This is a genomic window from Pelagimonas sp., from assembly GCF_050633425.1.
In the GTDB taxonomy this organism is placed as follows: domain Bacteria; phylum Pseudomonadota; class Alphaproteobacteria; order Rhodobacterales; family Rhodobacteraceae; genus Pelagimonas.
Map to the genome: position 1 here is coordinate 40,679 of NZ_JBOEGM010000040.1, position 18,530 is coordinate 59,208.

The window sequence follows — 18,530 nt, forward strand, 5'->3', positions numbered from 1 at the left end:
ATCCAGCATATGCGGATCGCCTGTACTTGCGGGTTTGAGGGTGTCAGGCGGCTGGACGACTGAACTTTTCAGCAGTGCGATCCTCGAGGTTGAAATAGAGATCCTCGGTCGCCTTCTTGAAGCCCGGCGGCTTTCGGGCTGCGAGACACCGCACGGATGCACGGCAGCCTTCGCCATGCTCCATCGCAAAATGGGTGACCTGAGCGATGAGGTCGTCCATTCCCGCGGCTTGCAGCTGCTTTTCGGGGTAGCTGTCCATCATCGTGAACTTGGTCACGACAAATGCGCCTTCGCGATGCGCTGGATAGAGGGTGATCTTGTAGTCGCGTGTTTGTGCCATGTTGTGGCCTCCAGTGACGGCTGCTGAGACAATCTCGAGCCTTGAAATCCGCCAGTAGGAAAAGGCCGCCCTCAATCAGAGAGCGGCCTAGAATTCGATCAACAGGAGGGAAGGGACGTTAGTATTCTGATGGCAGAAGCAACGTCAGAACGCGGCGCGTTTGCTCCGGATCAGTCGGCTCATCTGAGCCCATTTCATAATTGACGTCATACAGGTCCACCTTGAACCAGATCGTTGTGCCAAAGACCTCAACCGCGCCAAACTCATGCCAACCGTGGGGGTCGTTGTTCGGCGTGAACGCCTCAAACGCTGCCACTTGGCGCGTGGCGGCTAGACGCGCGTCCGGACCCAAGGCTGCGACACCGGAAGTCATCACAAACTGACCTTTGGGCGTATCTTCAGCATCATTGAAGAACATGATCGATTTACGGAATGCGTCGTTTTGGGCTGCGATCGTTGCTGCTTCGGTCGTCGGGTTGTTTTGCAATATTGTGGTCATGGTTCGTCTCCGTGCAGGCGAGCTGAACCAATTCCAGCTTAAGGCACCTGCAAGACGGAAAAGACCGCCCTTTTTGCAAGGACGGCCCAAAATAGACACTGCTGTCTGAAAGTGCTGGACTAAGCTGCTGTTTCGCTCAAGAAAGCTGGCAAAGCATTCGGCGCAGTATCTTCAACATCTGAGTCTGTTTCACCGTCATCTTCCGCTTCATCAACGTCTGACGGACTTGGCGAACTGGAGGTCTCCATCAGATCATCGACACCCTTGAATGCCAAACCCTCTGGAAGCCAGCGAGCCGTTTTGGAGGCAACCACTGCGTCAAAGCCTTCCGTTTCGGCGGCACTCTCAGCGAATGCACGTTCCATCGCGGCCGCAATATCGCCTTTGCGTTCTCTGCTGCGCTCTTCTGCATAATCATCGCCGACAAGCTTGCGCGCCATTGAAACTGCATGACCTTTGTTAACGCGACCCCAATATGTTGAAGCCGTCGGGCGCCAACAGGCTGCGACATCAACGTCCAACCGCGATCCAATTTCTTCGATGATCGGGGTAGGGTGGTTGTCGGAGAGAAGCTGCGGCTTGATCGCAAGACCCACGGCCCAAGCGAACAGGGATTGCTTCTGGGGCAGGGGGAGTGCTGACATCGCTCGAAAATCATCAGGTTTTTCCAGCGCCATCCAATCTACCGCAAGACCCTGTTCCAGTGCATCAAGCATTTTTTGTGCAACCGTGTCGGCGTGCAAGATCTCACGATTTTGAGCCAGGAACGGACTGATTGAGATATTGAGCGCCTCTGTGCCATAGGAACGTGACAAAGCCTGTTCACACAACGCATACAGCATCGCATCAAAGGCCACGTCATAATCTGCAGCCAAATGCGCGCGCAGAATATGCTGGCGAGAAGCACGCAAATCATCTGCAAGGCTTGCTGAGATACCATCTGCTTTGCGCAGCGTTGTCGCCGGATCAGAGACCGGAACGGGTGCAGAAGACGTAGGAGGGGAGACATTCGGGCGGGTAACAGCAATCTCACCATCTGCCGGATCTTCCGGTTTTTCCGCCGCGACAGGAATGTCCTCGGGACGCACCAGCCCTTTCTCGACCCGCAATGCTCCATCATGACCAATTGTGACGACACACCCTGCGATCGCTTGATCCGCAGCCGCGTAGGGCTGACGCGCCTTCTGCTGCGCTTCGATTTCACGAAGCCGTGGCTCAATAGCGTAATATTCGTCTGCTTCGGCATCCGTCCAATCTGCACCGTCATTGGCCGCTGCCAGTTCTTCTTCACGTGCCATCAGCGCATTCTCTTCGGCAAACAGGTCGGCATCAGGTTCGATGTCTTGTGGATAGACGCGCCCAAAACTGCGGAAGGCACCATAGTCGACGGAAAGGTGCACTTCGACCCACTTCCAATCGGCCTCAAATACCTTTGCCGTGTCTTGAAGCTTCTCTACCGCAAGACGTTCCAGCAACTCAGGATTCTCCATATGCGCTGCGGCATTGTCATCGAAAAGGTCGCGCAACAGAACACCGCCTGCCGCTTCATAGGCCTCAATGCCGACAAAGCGCCCGATGCTGGAACTGGCAGAATGTGCCGTCTCGGTCAGCTGCCGTTTGATGGACTGCGGATGGATGTGATAGCTGTCCTTCACCGCGTTCCAAACGGTCATCTGGCGATCGTGATCATCGGTCAACGTGAACGCCATGACGCATTCAAGTGTCATCTCACCTGCGCGGAACTGCTCTATGAGCTCGGGGGCGATGCGGGCGAGTTTGAGACGACGGCGTACGAGATCGACGCTGACCCCAAACTTGAGGGCAATATTGTCTTCTTTGCGCCCCTCGGCAATCATCTGGGCAAATGCTTCGAACTGATCAGCTGGATGCATCGCAGCGCGCTGGAGATTTTCCGTCGCCGAGGTGACGGTTGCGTTTTGCTGATCCTCGACCAAACATGAGACAGGGTGATCGTTCGGGATGATACCATCACTGGCAAGTTGCTTGAGCGCCTTCAGGCGACGACCACCTGCATCCACTGCGAATTTAGCGTCAGACAAAGCATGGACGACCAGGTTTTGTTTGATGCCGTTTTCGCGAATGCTGGCGAGCAGTTCCGCGTCATCGGCCGCGCTTGCAGCGACCTTGCGCACATTGAGTGGGCTGAGCTCCAATTGATCGAGTGGGATCATGCGGAGGTCTTGCGTCATTGCAATCGCGTTCGTGGCGGCGTCAGCAGTTTTCGCGGCCACCGGCGGCTTCGTAGTCTTCGTTTTGGTTTGGGATTTTGCCATGGGTTTCGTCCTTTTGGACCGGCCCGGATGAGACTCTCTCTATCCTTTCAAGCCCGGCAATCGGGCTTCCCTTTCTCTGGCTCTAGCAAGGTTTTGCGAACGAACTGAAATTGGTAGCGCAAATTTTTTAACTGCTACCTTAGCGATAGTGATTGCGCCGAAAATCCCGCAAACTAGAGTAGTTGGTAAGAGGGTTTTGTTAATGGCATTAATTCTAAAGTTTTTTCGAGTAGTCTTTTTCTATGCAGTATACTTTTTGATTTGCATGGTAATCGTTGTAACCGTCTTGGAGGGATGGGCCGTTGGTGGGCAGATGCTTTTTGCCTTTGGATTGCCTATCTTTCTGGTCTGGTGGCAAGAAAAGAGACGATCCCGCAAGTTAGAAATAATCGCGCTTTCTGCTGAAAGTTCCGACACAAGTGTCCCTCAATCTGAGCCAGTGGCCCGCGTAAGTGCACACGACAAACGCATCGAGCGTGAGCGAGAGAAAACTCGTGAAGCGAATGCGATTGAATCATCTTCGAGAACGCCGCCCAAACCACCTAAACAAGACTATGCAGAAATCGTGCGTGCTGGTCAGTCTGCCGCGCCAGCACTTTCCGCCATTGCTACACGGTACGAAAACGCGCGACCCACGTCTCAAATGAAGCAATCGAATTCACGTAAAAGCGGCTGGATACCTGCAGCAGAGACTGCGACTGTTGCTGGACGAGACATTGGTGGAATGGTCTATGTCGGCACGCCGCTATTACTCAATCATCATGGCTATCGCGACAAATGCAGGGCCTACATCGACCCGTCACTTTCTGTCGCTAGGACAGGAGACGATAGGGCAGGGGAGGGCATGTCGTACTGGCCTGGGTACTCCGATATTTCAGCACGAAGCAGGGCAACCTATCTTGAATGGTTGGCGAATGGCCGTTCCGACCCATCCTACGATCCGGGCTACATGTTCTTGTACTTCTATGGGTTGGAACGAAGATTTTTCGTCGACCAATCCAACGCGGATGCCAAGGATATCATCGCCGAAGTTCGGCGATTGATTTCTCTCTATCCTGAGAATCATTCGGTGAGGCGATACTTGGGTGAATTTCTTGATATCGCGACACTTGCCGAAACTGAGTCTGAGGCGCTGGAACCGACGTTTGAACGCCAGGGTTGGGAGCTTCCTTTTTCGCTGAAATATGCGATTGGCGCTCGTCTTGATAAGGGAGAAACCCTACGTGCAGACTGGGTTCTGAGCTGGTTGATGTGCCATCCTGAGAGCCATTTACGCACGCCTGCATCGCGTTGCCGTGATGAATTTCTCGCACTCTTCAAGATCCGGTTTGAAGATCGCTTTCCAAACGGGCTGAAGGTCAGCAAACCGCGCAAACACCTCAAAGCAACGTATCGCGCAGCCTCAAGCGAGTTCGAAGGAACTATCAACCCGACGGCCGACGGCAAACCCATTCCTGATATCTCAGGATTGCGAAAGCCGGTCGAGATCGCACAGGAAGTCGCTGATGAAGTCATAGACGATCTTGATAAGCTGAGCCGCTATCTTGGTCGGAACCCCGAGGGCAGGGGAAGCATCGAAGCGCACGCCCTCTTGCCACTAGATCTGTGGAGCATGTTCCCGTCGACAGAAATGGAAGCGCTCAAAGATTGGGCGCGGGGGATCATGCAGAGCGGCGGTCTTATCCCGCTGGCCGATGTGATTGAAAAGCTCGAAGGACAACGCAGCGCTAAGATTGGCAAGCGACAGCTAACGGGAGCGGCAGATGCTTTGGCGCGTCTTGGATTTGGGCTGGCGCCTGACCCACGCTTTGCACTGCGTTCCCCGAAGCCGGAAGAACCTGTAGTTTTGTTTGATCTCGGCGAGCAGATCGAAAAGCTGGAAGATGTTTCGTCAAGCTACCAGACAGCTTTGATGGAGTTGGCTCTTGCCTCGTTTGTTGCCCATGCAGACGGGCGTATCGCTGATGCTGAACGCAAAGCACTGGAGGCTCAAATCGCATCTGTTTCGGGGCTGAGTGAACAAGAGCGGCGCCGGCTTCAGGCAAATATGGTATGGTTCCTTGCAGTGCCGCCTGACATGACACTGCTGCGCCGTAAACTCAAAGATGTTGGTGTAGAAGACCAAACGGCGATGCGCGCGGCCTTGGTGGGTGCGGCACACGCCGATGGTGTTATTCAATCCGAAGAAGTCGCTAGCATCGAAAAGGTGTACAAGGCATTGGGCCTTGATCCATCACTCGCTTATTCCGACCTTCACGCTGGAGAGATTGCCGACGCGCCACGCACTGTTCGTGCGGCCCAGCCTGGTAATTCTGGGGAGGCCATTCCTGAACTGCCAAAGGACACTGCGCCAGTGCTGGATGCGTCGCGGATTGCAGCCATTAGATCAGATACGGCGCGGGTGTCTTCTGTCCTTGGGCAGATATTTGACGCCGAGGAAGAAACAGTAGAGGACGAGGACCCCAAGGATGTAACGCTGTTTGCTGGGCTCGATGCAAAACATGGGGCACTGCTGTCGGATTTGGTGGGTCAAGAGAACTGGACCGAAGACGCATTCGAGCAGCTTTGCAGAAAGCATGGATTGATGCCGTCAGGTGCATTGGAAGCCGTCAACGAATGGGCTTTTGAGACCTATGACGAAGCCTTACTTGACGAGTATGATGGATATGACGTGTCTCCCGAGATTGCGGACGCGGTAAAACAAAAATTAAAAGGGGAGGGGCGTCATGTCTAAATTGAAGCCACGTGAGCGCGATGCAATTGTTCAGGCGTTGCGGGCAGGGGTCGTGCCAAAGCTGGGCCTACGTCACATTCAGGTCGGCCGCGTTCGCGAGATCGAAGAACTTGTAAAGGACATGGAACGCATTGCGGATGGTGGCTCGGCTATCCGTTTCGTTATCGGCGAGTATGGATCTGGTAAAACCTTCTTTATGAACCTGATCCGCTTGGTGGCATTGGAAAAAGGGCTGGTGGTGATGTTCGCCGATCTTGCCCCTGACAGGCGCATTCATGCGACTGGAGGACAGGCACGTGGACTTTATGCCGAGATGGCGCGCAACCTGTCGACGCGCACAAAGCCGGACGGTGGCGCTTTGGCCAGCGTGGTTGAGCGGTTTGTCAGCCAAGCGCACCGAGATGCCGAGGGAAAAAATGTACCTACCGGCACCATCATCCGCGAGCGTCTGAGCCATTTCGAAGAACTCACTGGCGGTTTTGAATTTGCGGAGGTCATTCGCCGGTATTGGGAAGGCCATGAGAACGGGGATGACGAGCTCAAGTCGGCTGCTCTGCGTTGGCTCAGGGGAGAATTTGCAACCCGCACGGATGCGCGCAAAGCCCTCGGCGTGCGCACGATTGTCGATGATGCGAGCGTTTACGATCATCTCAAACTGATGTCTGCTTTTGTGTGCGAGGCCGGTTACAAAGGGCTGCTTGTCGGCCTCGATGAAATGGTGAACCTGTTCAAGCTGACATCGTCTCAAGCGCGCAATGCGAACTATGAGCAGATCCTACGTATTTTGAACGACGTGCTTCAGGGCAGCGCCGAGAACCTTGGGTTTCTCATGGGGGGCACGCCAGAATTTTTGATGAACACCCGCCGTGGGCTTTATAGTTATGAGGCCTTGCAATCGCGGCTGGCAGAAAACACCTTCGCCCGTGATGGACTTGTTGATTTGTCGGGGCCGGTTGTGCGGCTTGCAAGTCTGACACCGGAAGATCTGTTTGTTCTGTTAGCCAATGTCAGACGCGTGATGCAAGACGATGAAACGGCTTTGCCGGATACAGCGCTGGAAGCCTTTATGAACCATTGTTCCGACCGGATTGGGGAGGCCTATTTCAGGACGCCGCGTAATACCGTCACGGCTTTTGTGAACTTGCTGTCCGTGCTGGAGCAAAACCCAGGCGTTGAGTGGAGCGATCTGATTGAACAGATCGACGTCTCAGAAGACCTAGGCGAAGACATGAGTGAGGTGGAGGAAACGACTGGTGCACAGCCGAGCGGTGACGATGATCTGATAAGCTTCAAACTTTAAGTCCTGAGCATGAGCAGCGCCTTTGACCAACTTGCACGCCCTGTCCAAAAGTGGATCAGACAGCAGGGGTGGCGTGAGCTGCGCGATATTCAGGCGCGGGCGATTCGGACTATTTACGAGAGTGATAACGACCTCATCGTCGCGGCATCGACAGCCGGTGGCAAAACAGAGGCCGCATTTTTTCCGTTGATCTCTCAGGTACTGGACGAACCGGCAGAGGGCGGCGGGTTCGACGTGCTCTACATTGGGCCACTTAAGGCGCTTATCACCGACCAGGCGGGGCGATTGGAAGGTATCTGCCAGGAGGCGGAGCTTCCAGTGGTACCGTGGCACGGCGATGTGTCACAATCAGTCAAAACGCGCGCGATGAAAAAGCCCAAAGGGATACTCTTGATAACGCCAGAGTCGCTTGAGGCATTGTTCGTACGTCGGGGCTTGGAAATCGCGCGCCTGTTCGGTGCAACCCGAGCTGTGGTGATCGATGAGTTGCACACTGTGCTCGACAGTGAGCGCGGAGTGCAATTGCGGTCTTTGCTGACGCGTCTCGAGTTGGCAATCAAAAGGCCCATCCGCCGGATCGGATTATCTGCGACGCTTGGCGATATGGATCTCGCCCGCGCTTATCTGCGGCCTGACAATGTGGAACACGTCACATTGATCGAAGCAGAGGGCGGAGAAGCGGAACTGAAGCTCCAGCTGCGTGGGTATCTTTCCGGTGGAGAAGACGACAACACCCCATCTGCCACGGATGCTGTCGCAGCGCATTTATTCGAGCATCTAAGGGGAAGCGACAATCTAGTGTTTGCCGGCGCCCGACAACGTGTTGAAATTTACGCTGACCGATTGCGCAATCTTTGCGAGCAAGAGCATCTTCCCCAAGAGTTTTACCCGCACCATGCCAGCCTTTCACGCGACCACCGCGATTTTGTTGAACGTCGCCTGAAAGACAGCAGCAAACCGACCACAGCTGTCTGCACGTCCACACTAGAGCTTGGCATCGACATCGGCGATGTGACCTGTGTCGCGCAAATTGGCGCACCCTTCACCGTCGCAGCCCTGCGGCAGCGATTGGGACGGTCGGGACGCAGGGAGGGCCAGCCAGCCATCCTGCGCCAATACGCTGTAGAAACGAGGCTCTCATCGGATTGCAGCTTTGTGGATCGTCTGAGATTAAGCTTGATCCGGTCTATTGCGATGATTGATCTGTTGCTGGAGGGCTGGTGCGAGCCACCGAAACCGCAAGCGCTGCATCTGTCGACACTTGTGCATCAGATCCTATCCGTAATCGCACAGCGCGGAGGGGCACCCGCAACTATTCTATACAGCGTGCTTTGTCGCGAAGGTCCGTTTCGGCAGGTCACCACAGCAATGTTCACTGATGTGCTGCGTGCGCTCGGCCATCCTGAAACTGGCCTGATTGAGCAAACGGACGGGGGTTTGTTGCTCTTGGGCCAAAACGGAGAGCGGCTCGTCGAGCATTATAGCTTTTTCGCGGTATTTAAGACGCCCGAAGAATACCGGTTGGTTTCAAACGGGCGGGATCTTGGGACGTTGCCGATCGACAACATCCTCTCACCTGGGATGATGCTCATCTTTTCCGGGCGTCGTTGGGTAGTTCAGGAAATCCACGATCGGGAAAAGGTAATTTTGGTCAAACCTGCCAAAGCAGGTGTGCCGCCAGTGTTCGGCGGGGACCAAGGTGAGATCCATGACAGGGTGATCGCGCGCATGTTCGATTTGTTAGAAGGTAGTACCAAGCACCTCTACATGGATGCACATTCGCTCGAAATGCTTGAAGAGGCGCGACTCAACTATTCGCGGATGGGGTTTACTGACGCGTCCCTAGTCAATTTGGGCGAAGAAACCACAATCATCGCAACACGAGTTGGGACAATGAAAACGACGACCCTAGCGCTAGCGCTTAGAAGTTTTGGGTTTGCTGTCGAACAATATGATGGCTTCCTTCAAGTGGGAGAGGGGGACGAAACCCCGTCATTAACCGAGGTTCTCAAGCGGATTGGGGAAGGCGAAGTTGTTGATCTATTTGCAGGCGCTGGCAACCTGCTGACGGAGAAGTTTCATCCGTACCTGACGCGCGAGTTGTTGGAACTGGATGCTGTTTCGTCGAGGCTCGAACCGCAGAGCATAGTAAAAATAGTGGAGACCTTTCAGACCTATGTCTGAAAAACAAATGTCGGCCTTGTTTGGCTGTCCTGCGGTTGCTGTCGCTGAACCCATGATAATTACACCGGCCGAAGCGAAAGCAAATGAGAACTGTTTAACCGGTGGACAAATTCATGAGATTGATAAAACCGGTCTGACGACGATTGACAACCTTAACGTGAGTCGATCACGGTCAATTTAATTTTAAGCAATTCATCGGGAAAATTAGATGAGCACTCAAAAAGCCGAAAAGCCAAAGCTACGCGTAAGCGCCAAGCATATAGGCCCAATAATGGAGCTTGAAGCCGAGCTTTCCAACCGTTCTCAGCATCTCATTTTTGCACGTAATGGAACGGGAAAATCGTTCATAGCACGAGCGTTGCGCCTACTAGATTCAGCTGCCAACGAAAGCGAAATTGAAGAAGACATTCCATCTATCTTGGTTTCTGAAGAAGCAACAAACCACCAAGGCACTTTTGGTCTCTTCGAGGGTGCGCAGTGCATCGGGAGCATTGGTCTGAATGCAAAGGCCAGAACAGTAAACCGTTCAACGCCGTCATACATCTACCACGTCTTTTCTGAGGACTTTATCGAAGCACACGTGCGAAACCGTCTACATGGGCTGGATGGCAACATCACGCATGAGATTGTCGTTGGGAAAGAAAACACCGAGATTGATGCGAAAAACAAAGAGCTGAGCGACAAGGGTGAGGAAGCTCAAAAGAAGCGAGAGACACTCAATACGTCGTTTCGTCTCGGTAAGGAAAAGCTAAAATCAGATTTTAACATTACTGGCTCACTTGGTGCGTTTAAGCAGTTAACATCAGACTCCTACTTCACCGAAGGGGAACATTCGTTACCTGAAGATATCAAAGACATCGCAACGCTCTTAAGCCAATATAACCTCTACAAGTCGTTACCCACGGATCCACTTTTGCCTAAAGAAGTAGATGTAGCTGGGCTTTTTCCTGACTATAAAGAAATCGAAACGGCACTCAAAAGAATAACGTCCCCGTCCAGCATCGCAGCGCAATTCAAGGATCAAATTCGACGCGACCCTCTGTTTTTTGAACATGGTTTACAACTCTTGGGGACCGAGGATTCTTACTGCCCTTTCTGCACCCAACACTTAACCCATACTGCTACACTGGCGATTGATGCTTACACTAAGTACTTCAAAGACGAAGAAGCGGTGCACATCCGTCTGTTGAACAGGCTGCTGAGTCAACTTCAGCAACAGATCAACAGTTTAGAACAAAAACGGCTCGCAACACTTAAAGCAAAGGTCTGCTTCGACGAACTAAAGAAGTACTTCCCATCCATGTCGGATGTATCGCCAATCGACTTGTCTGCCCCGCTAGATCTGGCCAAAGAGGGGTTAGAACAACTTCAAAACCTCATCGAGACGAAGATCAAGAATCTTGCTGCTCATGTCGATCTTCCGGTCGCTAACAACGCAGAACTTGAGAAAAACCTCACCGAGGCTATTGGTTCAAACAACGAAGTTTACGAACGAATTGCAGCGCTTGTTGCGAACTCTAAGGCCGAACGCCTATCAATCCATACTGGTAGCTGTGCCGCGTTTTTGGTCGACTTTTTGACAAAGAATGAATTGGTAATTCGGGAAATTCGGCGTTTGAATGCAGAAATATCCAAACTATCGTCAGAGATAGAAGCGTTGCAAAAGAAACATGGTGACGGTGCTTCGGCAAAGGGACGAGTAGTTGAAACATTTCAGCTCTTGCTGAGGTACTTCTTTTCTGACGCATACACGTTCGATGAAGAGACATTTTCTGTTCGACGTAGAAATAATGAAATCACGCGAGGGCCAGATAGAACACTAAGCGATGGCGAAAAATCTATTATAGCATTTTGTTACTACATTGCTCGCATACACCTGCGGGTCGAAAGCATCCAAGATTACAAGAAGCTGTTCTTTATCGTAGATGATCCAGTTTCTTCTTTGTCGTTTGACTACATTTACGGCATAGCCCAGTGCTTAAAGTATCTTCGAATCTCAAGTGAAGGTGAAGTCTTAATGAGTCTGGAACCTCAGCTGACTCGTCCCAAGATGATAATCCTCACTCACAATAACTATTTTTACAACGTGATCAGCTCCAATAATGTGGTTCGGGGGGATGGGCTCTACCAACTTGTTGCGGGCGCACCAAAGCACCAGTTAAGCAATCAAAAAGCTTTCGCCACACCACATGTTCTCCAACTGCGTGATGTTTATGAAGTAAGCAAAGGTAAGAAAACACCGGATCACACTACCCCTAACTCTATCAGGTCGGTGATCGAGGGGATGTGGAAGTTTTGCCGACCTGATATCCAAGATTTTGAGGCGTTCGTTAAATACTTGATAAGTGATCATCAGATTGAGATCAAAAGTGTATTGCTCAATGACCTTTGCCATGGAGGCAAGTTTAGCGACCATCCTCATCAAGAGGCTGAGATCGTAGAAGCTGCAACTGAAGCGCTTCGGGTTGTTGAAACGTTTGCGCACGGGCAACTAAAGCTGTGTGAGTGAAACTTTCATTTTTGACTACCAGCCTTTGAATGGTGTGGCGTCGAAATTCAGCAATTGCATGTTCCCATTGCGTTATTCATTGGGATTGTTGGTTTGCAGGCATATCACCAAAGACCTACGGTGGTGACTAAGAGATTTTGGGAGCTTTTCTGGTGCGATTTATTCATACAGCCGATCTTCACCTTGCAAAGCCCTTCGGCCGGTTCGACGCTGATACACAGGCAGCGCTACGCATGGCCCGTCTTGACGCATTGCGGCGTCTTGGAGATGCGGCACGGACCAGCAATGCTGAGTTCATCTTGATTGCCGGAGATACCTTCGACGCCGAAGCGCCGCCCTCTAAGGTGGTTCGACGCGCGCTTGACGTCATGGGCGAATTCCCAGACTTACAATGGGTCCTACTGCCCGGAAACCACGACAGCCTTGCAGCTGTTGATCTTTGGGAGCGGATGGAGCGCGACAAGCCAGAAAACGTTGTGCTCGCGCTGACACCCGACGTTATCGAACTCGGGGATCAGGTAGCAATCCTACCGGCCCCGCCAGCGGTGCGGAACCCAGGCGTCGACCTCACGGATTGGATGACGGACGCATCGACGGACGAGCGTTTCAGGTTTGGCCTGGCACACGGCGGGATTCTGGATTTTGGCAGCGAAGAGGGGACAGTTGCGGTCATTCGACCGGATAGAGCAGAGCTATCCAATCTTGACTATTTGGCCCTTGGCGATTGGCACGGCCAAAAGTCGATCACATCACGGACTTGGTATTCAGGCAGTCCTGAGGCGGACAGCTTCAAGGGGCATGCCGAAGCGGGTGCGCTGCTCGTCGAGATTGCAGCGCCGGGTGATGTCCCGCAGGTGACACCTGTCCCCATTGGACAATTCGAGTGGCGACTACTGGCGCTCGAATTCTTTGCGGGCGCGGATCCGGTGGAGCAATTGACCGAGGCACTCCCAGCTTCGGATCGGGACAAGACATTGGTTCGGTTTGATGCATCTGGGAGGCTTGGACTGCTTGAACAAAGCCAGCTGCGAGATACGTGCAAACAGATCGCTGATGACTTTCATTACTTCGAAGCCATCTTCGACCGATTGGGTATCGAGCAGGCCGTCGATGATCTTGATCTGATTGCTACAGGTGGCGCTTTGCGGGCCGCCGCAGACAGCCTTTTTGAAGCAACTGACCTTCAGGGCCGGACAGCTGAGGATGTCCAGATCGCCAAAATTGCTTTGACACATTTGTTCCACATTTCCCAACAGGAGCCGTCCCAATGAAGCTGCGCCAGCTTGAGTTGACGAATGTTCGTCGGTTTGGTGGTCAGAAAGCGCAGCTTGGGCCTTTTGGCGACGGTTTGACGACCATCACAGCAGAGAATGAGGCGGGAAAGTCGACCTTCTTTGACGCTTTGCATGCATTATTCTTCGTACCGCACGGGTCATCCTCACAAGAGGTTAAGAGCCTACAGCCCTATTCCGGTGGTGCCGCATCCGTGGCAGCTGTTGTCGAGATTGATGGGACGGAATTTCGGGTTGAGAAATCTTTTTTAGTCCAAAAATCAGCGAAAATCATCGACTGTTCAAGCGGGCAGGTCATCAAGCAACAAGGTGACGCTGAAGCTTGGATTGAAGAGAACATCAACAAGGTGAACAAAGGACCTGCGGGGTTGCTTTGGGTGAGGCAAGGGGCGACCCATGTTGATCCAGAGGGTAAGGACAAGGACGCCAGCAACGTCGCGGCGCGCCGCGACTTGATGTCCAGCGTGCGAGGTCAAATCGATGCGGTCACAGGCGGGCGGCGCATGGACAAGATTGTCGAACAATGCCGCAAAGAATTGGATGCCTTGGCTACCAAAGGTCTCAAGGCAAAGGCTGGAAGCCCGTGGAAAGCAATCGAGGATAAAGTCGATGAATTGCTCGGTCGTAAGGAGCGGTTGGAAGCAGATGTTAAAGTTCTCTCGCAGGCCTTAGCGGTCAAACGGCAGGCCAAATCGCGCTTGCAGGCATTGCATGATCCGCAAAAACAGGAAGCACGGGTTCACCAACTCGCTTCGGCCGAAGAAGCCTATCAAAAGGCACAGCAGCACGATCGCAGTGTAACGGACGCCGATAAAGCGCTACAATTGATCGTAGCTGAAAAAAACCAGCTCATCCGCCAAATCAAAGACATCACAGACACACAAGAACGCCGTCAGAAGCTCGTTGATGAGATCACGTTGAAAGAGGCGCAGACGTCCGATCTTCGAGCTGTGCAACGTAAGTCAGATAGTGCGCTGGCGGACGCAAAGGCGGTCATTGCACAAAAAGAAGCGGAGCGCCGCGATCTGGTCCAATCTTTGAGCGCAGCCCGAGCGGCCGAAAAATCCCTCCAAAAGTGGGAGAGGTTGCGTGTGCTCGCTGATCTCACCCTCCAGCTTTCAGTACCTCAGAAGAAGCTATGGGATGCGGACGTGATTTTGGAGCGTACCGAAATTACGCAGACTGACCTCGATCACCTTGTTGATCTTGAGCGGCGTATCAGCATCGCACATGAGCAACGGCGCGCGCAATTTGCCAAATTTTCAGTCGAGCCGTCGAAATCAGGCACTGCCGAATGCGATGGATTCGCACTCGAACATAAAAAAGAAACACTGATTGACCGACCCCTCACACTGAAACTCTCAGGGTTTGGAGCTATCAATCTCTCCCCAGCGGTTGGGGCAGGGGCGGGTATCGAAGATCCAGATGCATTGGAAGCAGAACACGCAGCAGCTCTTCAGACGTTTGGCGTTCCATCGGTGCAAGATGCCCGCAACGCTTTTAATGCGGGTCAAGGCGCGGCGAACGACAAGACTGTCGCCTTAGCCGAAATCAGAGGGTTGGCGCCTGATGGCGTCGAGGCTCTGGATGAGGAATGGCAGGCGCTTTGCAAAGAGCTTGGTCATTCGCAGGATGATCCGCTCCCAGACTCAGCTAGCCCGCAACCTGAGGACCTTTCCGCTGAGCAGATCGAAGCACAAATAATAGGTCTTGATGATGATCTTGAGGACCTCAGGTCCAACATCCAAGCGCTTCAGACGGCGGTCACGCAAGCTGCAAATGATGTTGCTGAAGCCACCGGCGTGCTGAACCATCTTCTGGTGGAAAAGAAATTTCTGGCAAAGCCTCAGGGTGAAGATGCCGCCCTTGTCTCACTGCAAACATCCCGTGACGATGAGGCTGCGAAGGAAGAGAAGGCTGCTCAGACCCTTGCAGACTTAAAGCTGAACGCGCCCGATCTCAACGTAGCTAGATCCACCCATGAACGACTGATCAGCGCTGATAAAGCAGACCGCGATGAAGTAAACAAACTGGAACGCGAACTTGCGCGCGTGGACGGGGCTATCGAGACGCAGTCTGAAGGCGCAGTGGAGGAAAAACTCGCAGAAGTATCCGATCAACTTGAGAAGGCAGTGGAGCGCGCCAAGCGATACGAGCTACAAGCGAAGGCTTTGAACATGCTCATCGCGCATCTTGATGAAGCACGCAAAGATGCCCAAGAAACCTACTTCGAACCGATCCGCAACGAGCTACGCCCGCTGCTGGCGCAGTTGCACGCCGGGGCTGATTTTGAACTCGATCCTGACAAGATGCTTGTTGGCAAAATCATCCGCAATGGTGTTGAGGACGACATCAACGTTTTGTCAGGCGGAGCCTATGAGCAGATCGCTATTTTGACTCGGCTGGCTTTCGCAAAGTTGTTCGCGAAACAGGGCAGGCAGGTGCCCCTAATCCTTGATGACGCACTTGTACATACAGATGACGAGCGGATTTCAACAATGTTCGACATGCTGTCGCACGCAGCGAAGGATCAACAGATCATCGTGCTGAGTTGTCGGACTCGGGCATTTTCTGATCTAGGCGGCACAAGGGCATTCATCGAAACTAAAGCGATTTAAAAGGTGACAGCTATGCCAAACGAAGAGCCCAGAAGACATCACTACGTGCCGCAGTTTTTTCTTCGAAATTTTGCTGTTGATGAGGAACGAAAGAAAGTAACTGCGGTTCGCAAACATGGAAATAGAGCTGTATGGGCACAGACTTCAATAAAGTCGATTGCCTTCGAAACAGACTTTTACGTACACACCGAGAATGGGGCACCTATTTCGATAGAAACAACAATAAATAAAAACATCGAGACGCCAATTTCGAAGAGCAAAACTTGGCACAAGATAGTTAATGGAGCCATTGCAGACCTAGATGCATCGGACCGATCCGTTCTCTACAGCCTAATTCGCAATTTTGAGGTTCGCACACCGCATTACCGCAGTACCATTCAGGAGTTGGCGCAGTTGGCCAGCCAACCTAACTCTGGAATGCAGTTTTCCGAAGAAGAGAAGGAGATGTATGCGTTGCTTCGCTCTGATCGAACTTTGATGGAGGCTTATGTAAATGAAGCTGCAGCCAATGCTCGATGGTCGACTGATGAGTTCTACTCATCTGGTATAGCTGTTTGCCAAGTTTCTGAACCAACGTATCTCTGCACCACCCCCGTTCATCCGATGAAAGTTCCAACAAATTCTGCGCTTCGTTCCGTACAACTCGGACTGGAACCAGTTTCTCAATTGATGCCGTTGACGCCAAACTCCTATGTTATTTTGAGTTTAGGTGACTTTGATGGCAGCTTCACCAACGAAAAAGTGAGCCCAGACGCCGAACAGGGATTGAAGAGGCAGATAGTGGGACAGTTTGGTTTCTGGCCAAAAGTAGAGCATATGGTTTGCCCTTCTGATGGATTGCAAGAACATCTCGAATGGGCTGGCTTTGAGATTGTGAGTGATACTCCAAATAAGAAGATCTTCGAACGGAGCGTCGGCTCATCACACATGAGATTATGAAGCTGAAAACATATTGGTTGACCGTGCTAAGCTTTTTTTGAGTTTTCTGGAGACACGAGGCGCGCCCCAGGCACGACTAGTCGCAACGGGATGCAACCTGCGACAGAAGACGTTTTTAAATATCCGGTTCGTAGCCGGTTTGTGTGGGAGAATGGCTGGATGACTTTGACAAAGCATAGGACAGGGGCATCGCCCACGAACAAAAACCATTTTGCTGTGCGAGCAAACAGCAACCAAGATAGCCAAAACCTACTAGAAACATGCTGAAACCAAGCCGGATTATCCAAGAGGTCATCTTCGATGATCTTGGGCCGCTCTCGATATCGGACTTGATAAAAATGCCTCGCGCAGGTTGGGAAGCGCTGCGAGCGGGTATTACCGATCATCGCAGTGGAAAACCGGGCCTCATTGCGAGATGCTTACTTTGCCAAGGGGATGTTTACATTCGAACAGCAAAGAACAAACCGCTCTTTGCACATTATGCCGGGTCCAACCCGAGCTGCCCTTGGTTCACTGGGGACAATCAAAAACCAGACAACGTGCGGGCTGGGCAATATCAGGGACGCCAAGAATCTGAAGCACATCGTCGAATGTGCGACCTTATCGAAGAGCTGGCCAAAGCTGATTCTAGGTACGTAAAATCCGCTGTAGACGCTTATCTACCCCCGACAAAAGCAGACTTTGGGCGCTATCCGGACGTGCTTATCGAGTGGGAAGGGGTTGGCGAGTTCGCGATAGAATACCAAATGTCGCATACGTTTCAGACCGAAGTGTCTCAACGATGTGTTCATTACGAACGTGAAGGCATTCCGTTGCTCTGGGTGTTGTCTTCGTTCGATACCAACCACATTCCACAGGCTGTTTCAGATGTAGTGCACCGTCACCGCGGGAACGCCTTCGTTATGGACCAGCAAGCGGTGCAAGCCTCACGAGAAACGAAAACGCTGGTATTCAATTGTTATCTCGCTGAAGGGGAGGGATATGCTCCTCCCATATTGGTTCGATTTGATGCGCTGACCATTCCAAACACGAAGCTGCCTTACTACGAAGATCGTCAGGCCAGTGCTATGCTGGAGGAGGTCAACGCGCGCCGCTTGCCTTACTTTAAGGCACTTCGGCGTTGGGGCGATAGGATGAAAAACCTTGATATTGATGAACTTGAACAGTTTCCAGAACGGCAGCGTATTGACCGGCTTGTGGCGGCCGCATTTTCACTTGTCGCCGACGCGGCTGGCAAGCCAGAAAACTTCGCAAGCGATCATCCAAACACTGCAGGAATGATGAACACCTATCAAAATTCAGGTTCGCTTGCTCCTTATGCTGCGCTGCTGACGACTTTGATCCAAAATACCGCAGCTAAGAAAGTCTTGAGAAGCTCTGTTGGCGATCATCTCAAGCGATCAATTGTGGGGCATCGCAAAGGTGATATCGTTCAAGTTGACGAAACTTCGCCTGAGTGGACATTGCTTAAAGAGCTTTTTCCCGAAGCGCTGGATCCATTTGTGCGCCGCAGACTATCTGATCTTGGTATGCTCCCTGCGTGGGCGCTGTGACGATGGCTACTGCGATCGATTGCTTGGAGGGCCTCTCGCGTTTCCGGTGCTGGTTCGTTGCGACGAAGTTAAAAAACGATAAAGTCACATTTTCAGCTAACGGTAATCTTTGGATAAAATGGAATATTTTTGACTATGCATCGATCTTTGAACGTACGTTTAAAACCAAAAACGTGGCCTAATAATACACCCCCGCAGTCCCTTCTGAACCTACAAGGAGAGCAAGACATCGATATCTTCGCCTTCATGGGGTCTGTTCCGGCTGGGG

Annotated in this window: 11 protein-coding genes; 8 read left to right on the forward strand and 3 right to left on the reverse strand. The window is 52.3% G+C overall.

Annotated elements, in window-relative coordinates; all coding sequences use genetic code 11:
• Window positions 1-43: 43 nt before the first annotated feature.
• The 3 genes from ACRBB0_RS25385 to ACRBB0_RS25395 all read right to left on the reverse strand — a co-directional run bounded on the left by ACRBB0_RS25385 (window position 44) and on the right by ACRBB0_RS25395 (window position 3,133).
• Entirely contained in the window at window positions 44-340 is a 297-nt protein-coding gene (locus tag ACRBB0_RS25385) for a hypothetical protein (protein ID WP_317388844.1), read from the reverse strand.
• A 118-nt stretch (window positions 341-458) separates the two neighbouring features.
• The gene (locus ACRBB0_RS25390) at window positions 459-839 is read right to left on the reverse strand and encodes a DUF3768 domain-containing protein (RefSeq protein ID WP_431377269.1); all 381 of its coding nucleotides are present in this window, start codon (window positions 837-839) and stop codon (window positions 459-461) included.
• Between the two features lie 119 nt (window positions 840-958).
• The gene (locus ACRBB0_RS25395; protein WP_431377270.1) at window positions 959-3,133 is read right to left on the reverse strand and encodes a ParB/RepB/Spo0J family partition protein; all 2,175 of its coding nucleotides are present in this window, start codon (window positions 3,131-3,133) and stop codon (window positions 959-961) included.
• 202 nt (window positions 3,134-3,335) lie between these two features.
• Between ACRBB0_RS25395 and ACRBB0_RS25400 the strand changes: the two genes are divergently transcribed.
• From ACRBB0_RS25400 to ACRBB0_RS25435, 8 genes are all read left to right on the forward strand, one after another.
• A complete protein-coding gene (locus ACRBB0_RS25400; RefSeq protein ID WP_431377271.1) occupies window positions 3,336-5,867 on the forward strand; it encodes a TerB N-terminal domain-containing protein in 2,532 nt (843 codons plus the stop codon).
• Window positions 5,860-7,167 (forward strand): ATP-binding protein, encoded by a 1,308-nt coding sequence (locus ACRBB0_RS25405; protein ID WP_431377272.1) that lies wholly within the window; start codon window positions 5,860-5,862, stop codon window positions 7,165-7,167. The genes ACRBB0_RS25400 and ACRBB0_RS25405 overlap by 8 nt, the downstream gene beginning before the upstream one ends.
• Before the next feature lie 9 nt (window positions 7,168-7,176).
• Window positions 7,177-9,351, forward strand: a complete 2,175-nt coding sequence (locus tag ACRBB0_RS25410) for a DEAD/DEAH box helicase (RefSeq protein WP_431377273.1) — start codon at window positions 7,177-7,179, stop codon at window positions 9,349-9,351.
• 208 nt (window positions 9,352-9,559) lie between these two features.
• On the forward strand, window positions 9,560-11,860 hold the full coding sequence (locus ACRBB0_RS25415) for an AAA family ATPase (protein WP_431377274.1): 2,301 nt from the start codon (window positions 9,560-9,562) through the stop codon (window positions 11,858-11,860).
• Between the two features lie 152 nt (window positions 11,861-12,012).
• The gene (locus ACRBB0_RS25420; RefSeq protein WP_431377275.1) at window positions 12,013-13,131 is read left to right on the forward strand and encodes a metallophosphoesterase family protein; all 1,119 of its coding nucleotides are present in this window, start codon (window positions 12,013-12,015) and stop codon (window positions 13,129-13,131) included.
• Window positions 13,128-15,770: an AAA family ATPase gene (locus ACRBB0_RS25425; RefSeq protein WP_431377276.1), complete on the forward strand. Its 2,643-nt coding sequence runs from the start codon at window positions 13,128-13,130 to the stop codon at window positions 15,768-15,770. Before ACRBB0_RS25420 ends, ACRBB0_RS25425 begins: the two co-directional genes overlap by 4 nt.
• 12 nt (window positions 15,771-15,782) lie before the next feature.
• A complete protein-coding gene (locus tag ACRBB0_RS25430) occupies window positions 15,783-16,709 on the forward strand; it encodes a DUF4238 domain-containing protein (RefSeq protein ID WP_431377277.1) in 927 nt (308 codons plus the stop codon).
• 260 nt (window positions 16,710-16,969) lie between these two features.
• Entirely contained in the window at window positions 16,970-18,262 is a 1,293-nt protein-coding gene (locus tag ACRBB0_RS25435; RefSeq protein WP_431377278.1) for a hypothetical protein, read from the forward strand.
• Window positions 18,263-18,530: the final 268 nt, after the last annotated feature.

Coding starts and splice junctions, on each gene's coding strand:
- ACRBB0_RS25385 (WP_317388844.1), bottom strand. CDS start 340: ATGGCACAAACACGCGACTACAAGATCACCCTCTATCCAGCGCATCGC.
- ACRBB0_RS25390 (WP_431377269.1), bottom strand. CDS start 839: ATGACCACAATATTGCAAAACAACCCGACGACCGAAGCAGCAACGATC.
- ACRBB0_RS25395 (WP_431377270.1), bottom strand. CDS start 3,133: ATGGCAAAATCCCAAACCAAAACGAAGACTACGAAGCCGCCGGTGGCC.
- ACRBB0_RS25400 (WP_431377271.1), top strand. CDS start 3,336: ATGGCATTAATTCTAAAGTTTTTTCGAGTAGTCTTTTTCTATGCAGTA.
- ACRBB0_RS25405 (WP_431377272.1), top strand. CDS start 5,860: ATGTCTAAATTGAAGCCACGTGAGCGCGATGCAATTGTTCAGGCGTTG.
- ACRBB0_RS25410 (WP_431377273.1), top strand. CDS start 7,177: ATGAGCAGCGCCTTTGACCAACTTGCACGCCCTGTCCAAAAGTGGATC.
- ACRBB0_RS25415 (WP_431377274.1), top strand. CDS start 9,560: ATGAGCACTCAAAAAGCCGAAAAGCCAAAGCTACGCGTAAGCGCCAAG.
- ACRBB0_RS25425 (WP_431377276.1), top strand. CDS start 13,128: ATGAAGCTGCGCCAGCTTGAGTTGACGAATGTTCGTCGGTTTGGTGGT.
- ACRBB0_RS25430 (WP_431377277.1), top strand. CDS start 15,783: ATGCCAAACGAAGAGCCCAGAAGACATCACTACGTGCCGCAGTTTTTT.
- ACRBB0_RS25435 (WP_431377278.1), top strand. CDS start 16,970: ATGCTGAAACCAAGCCGGATTATCCAAGAGGTCATCTTCGATGATCTT.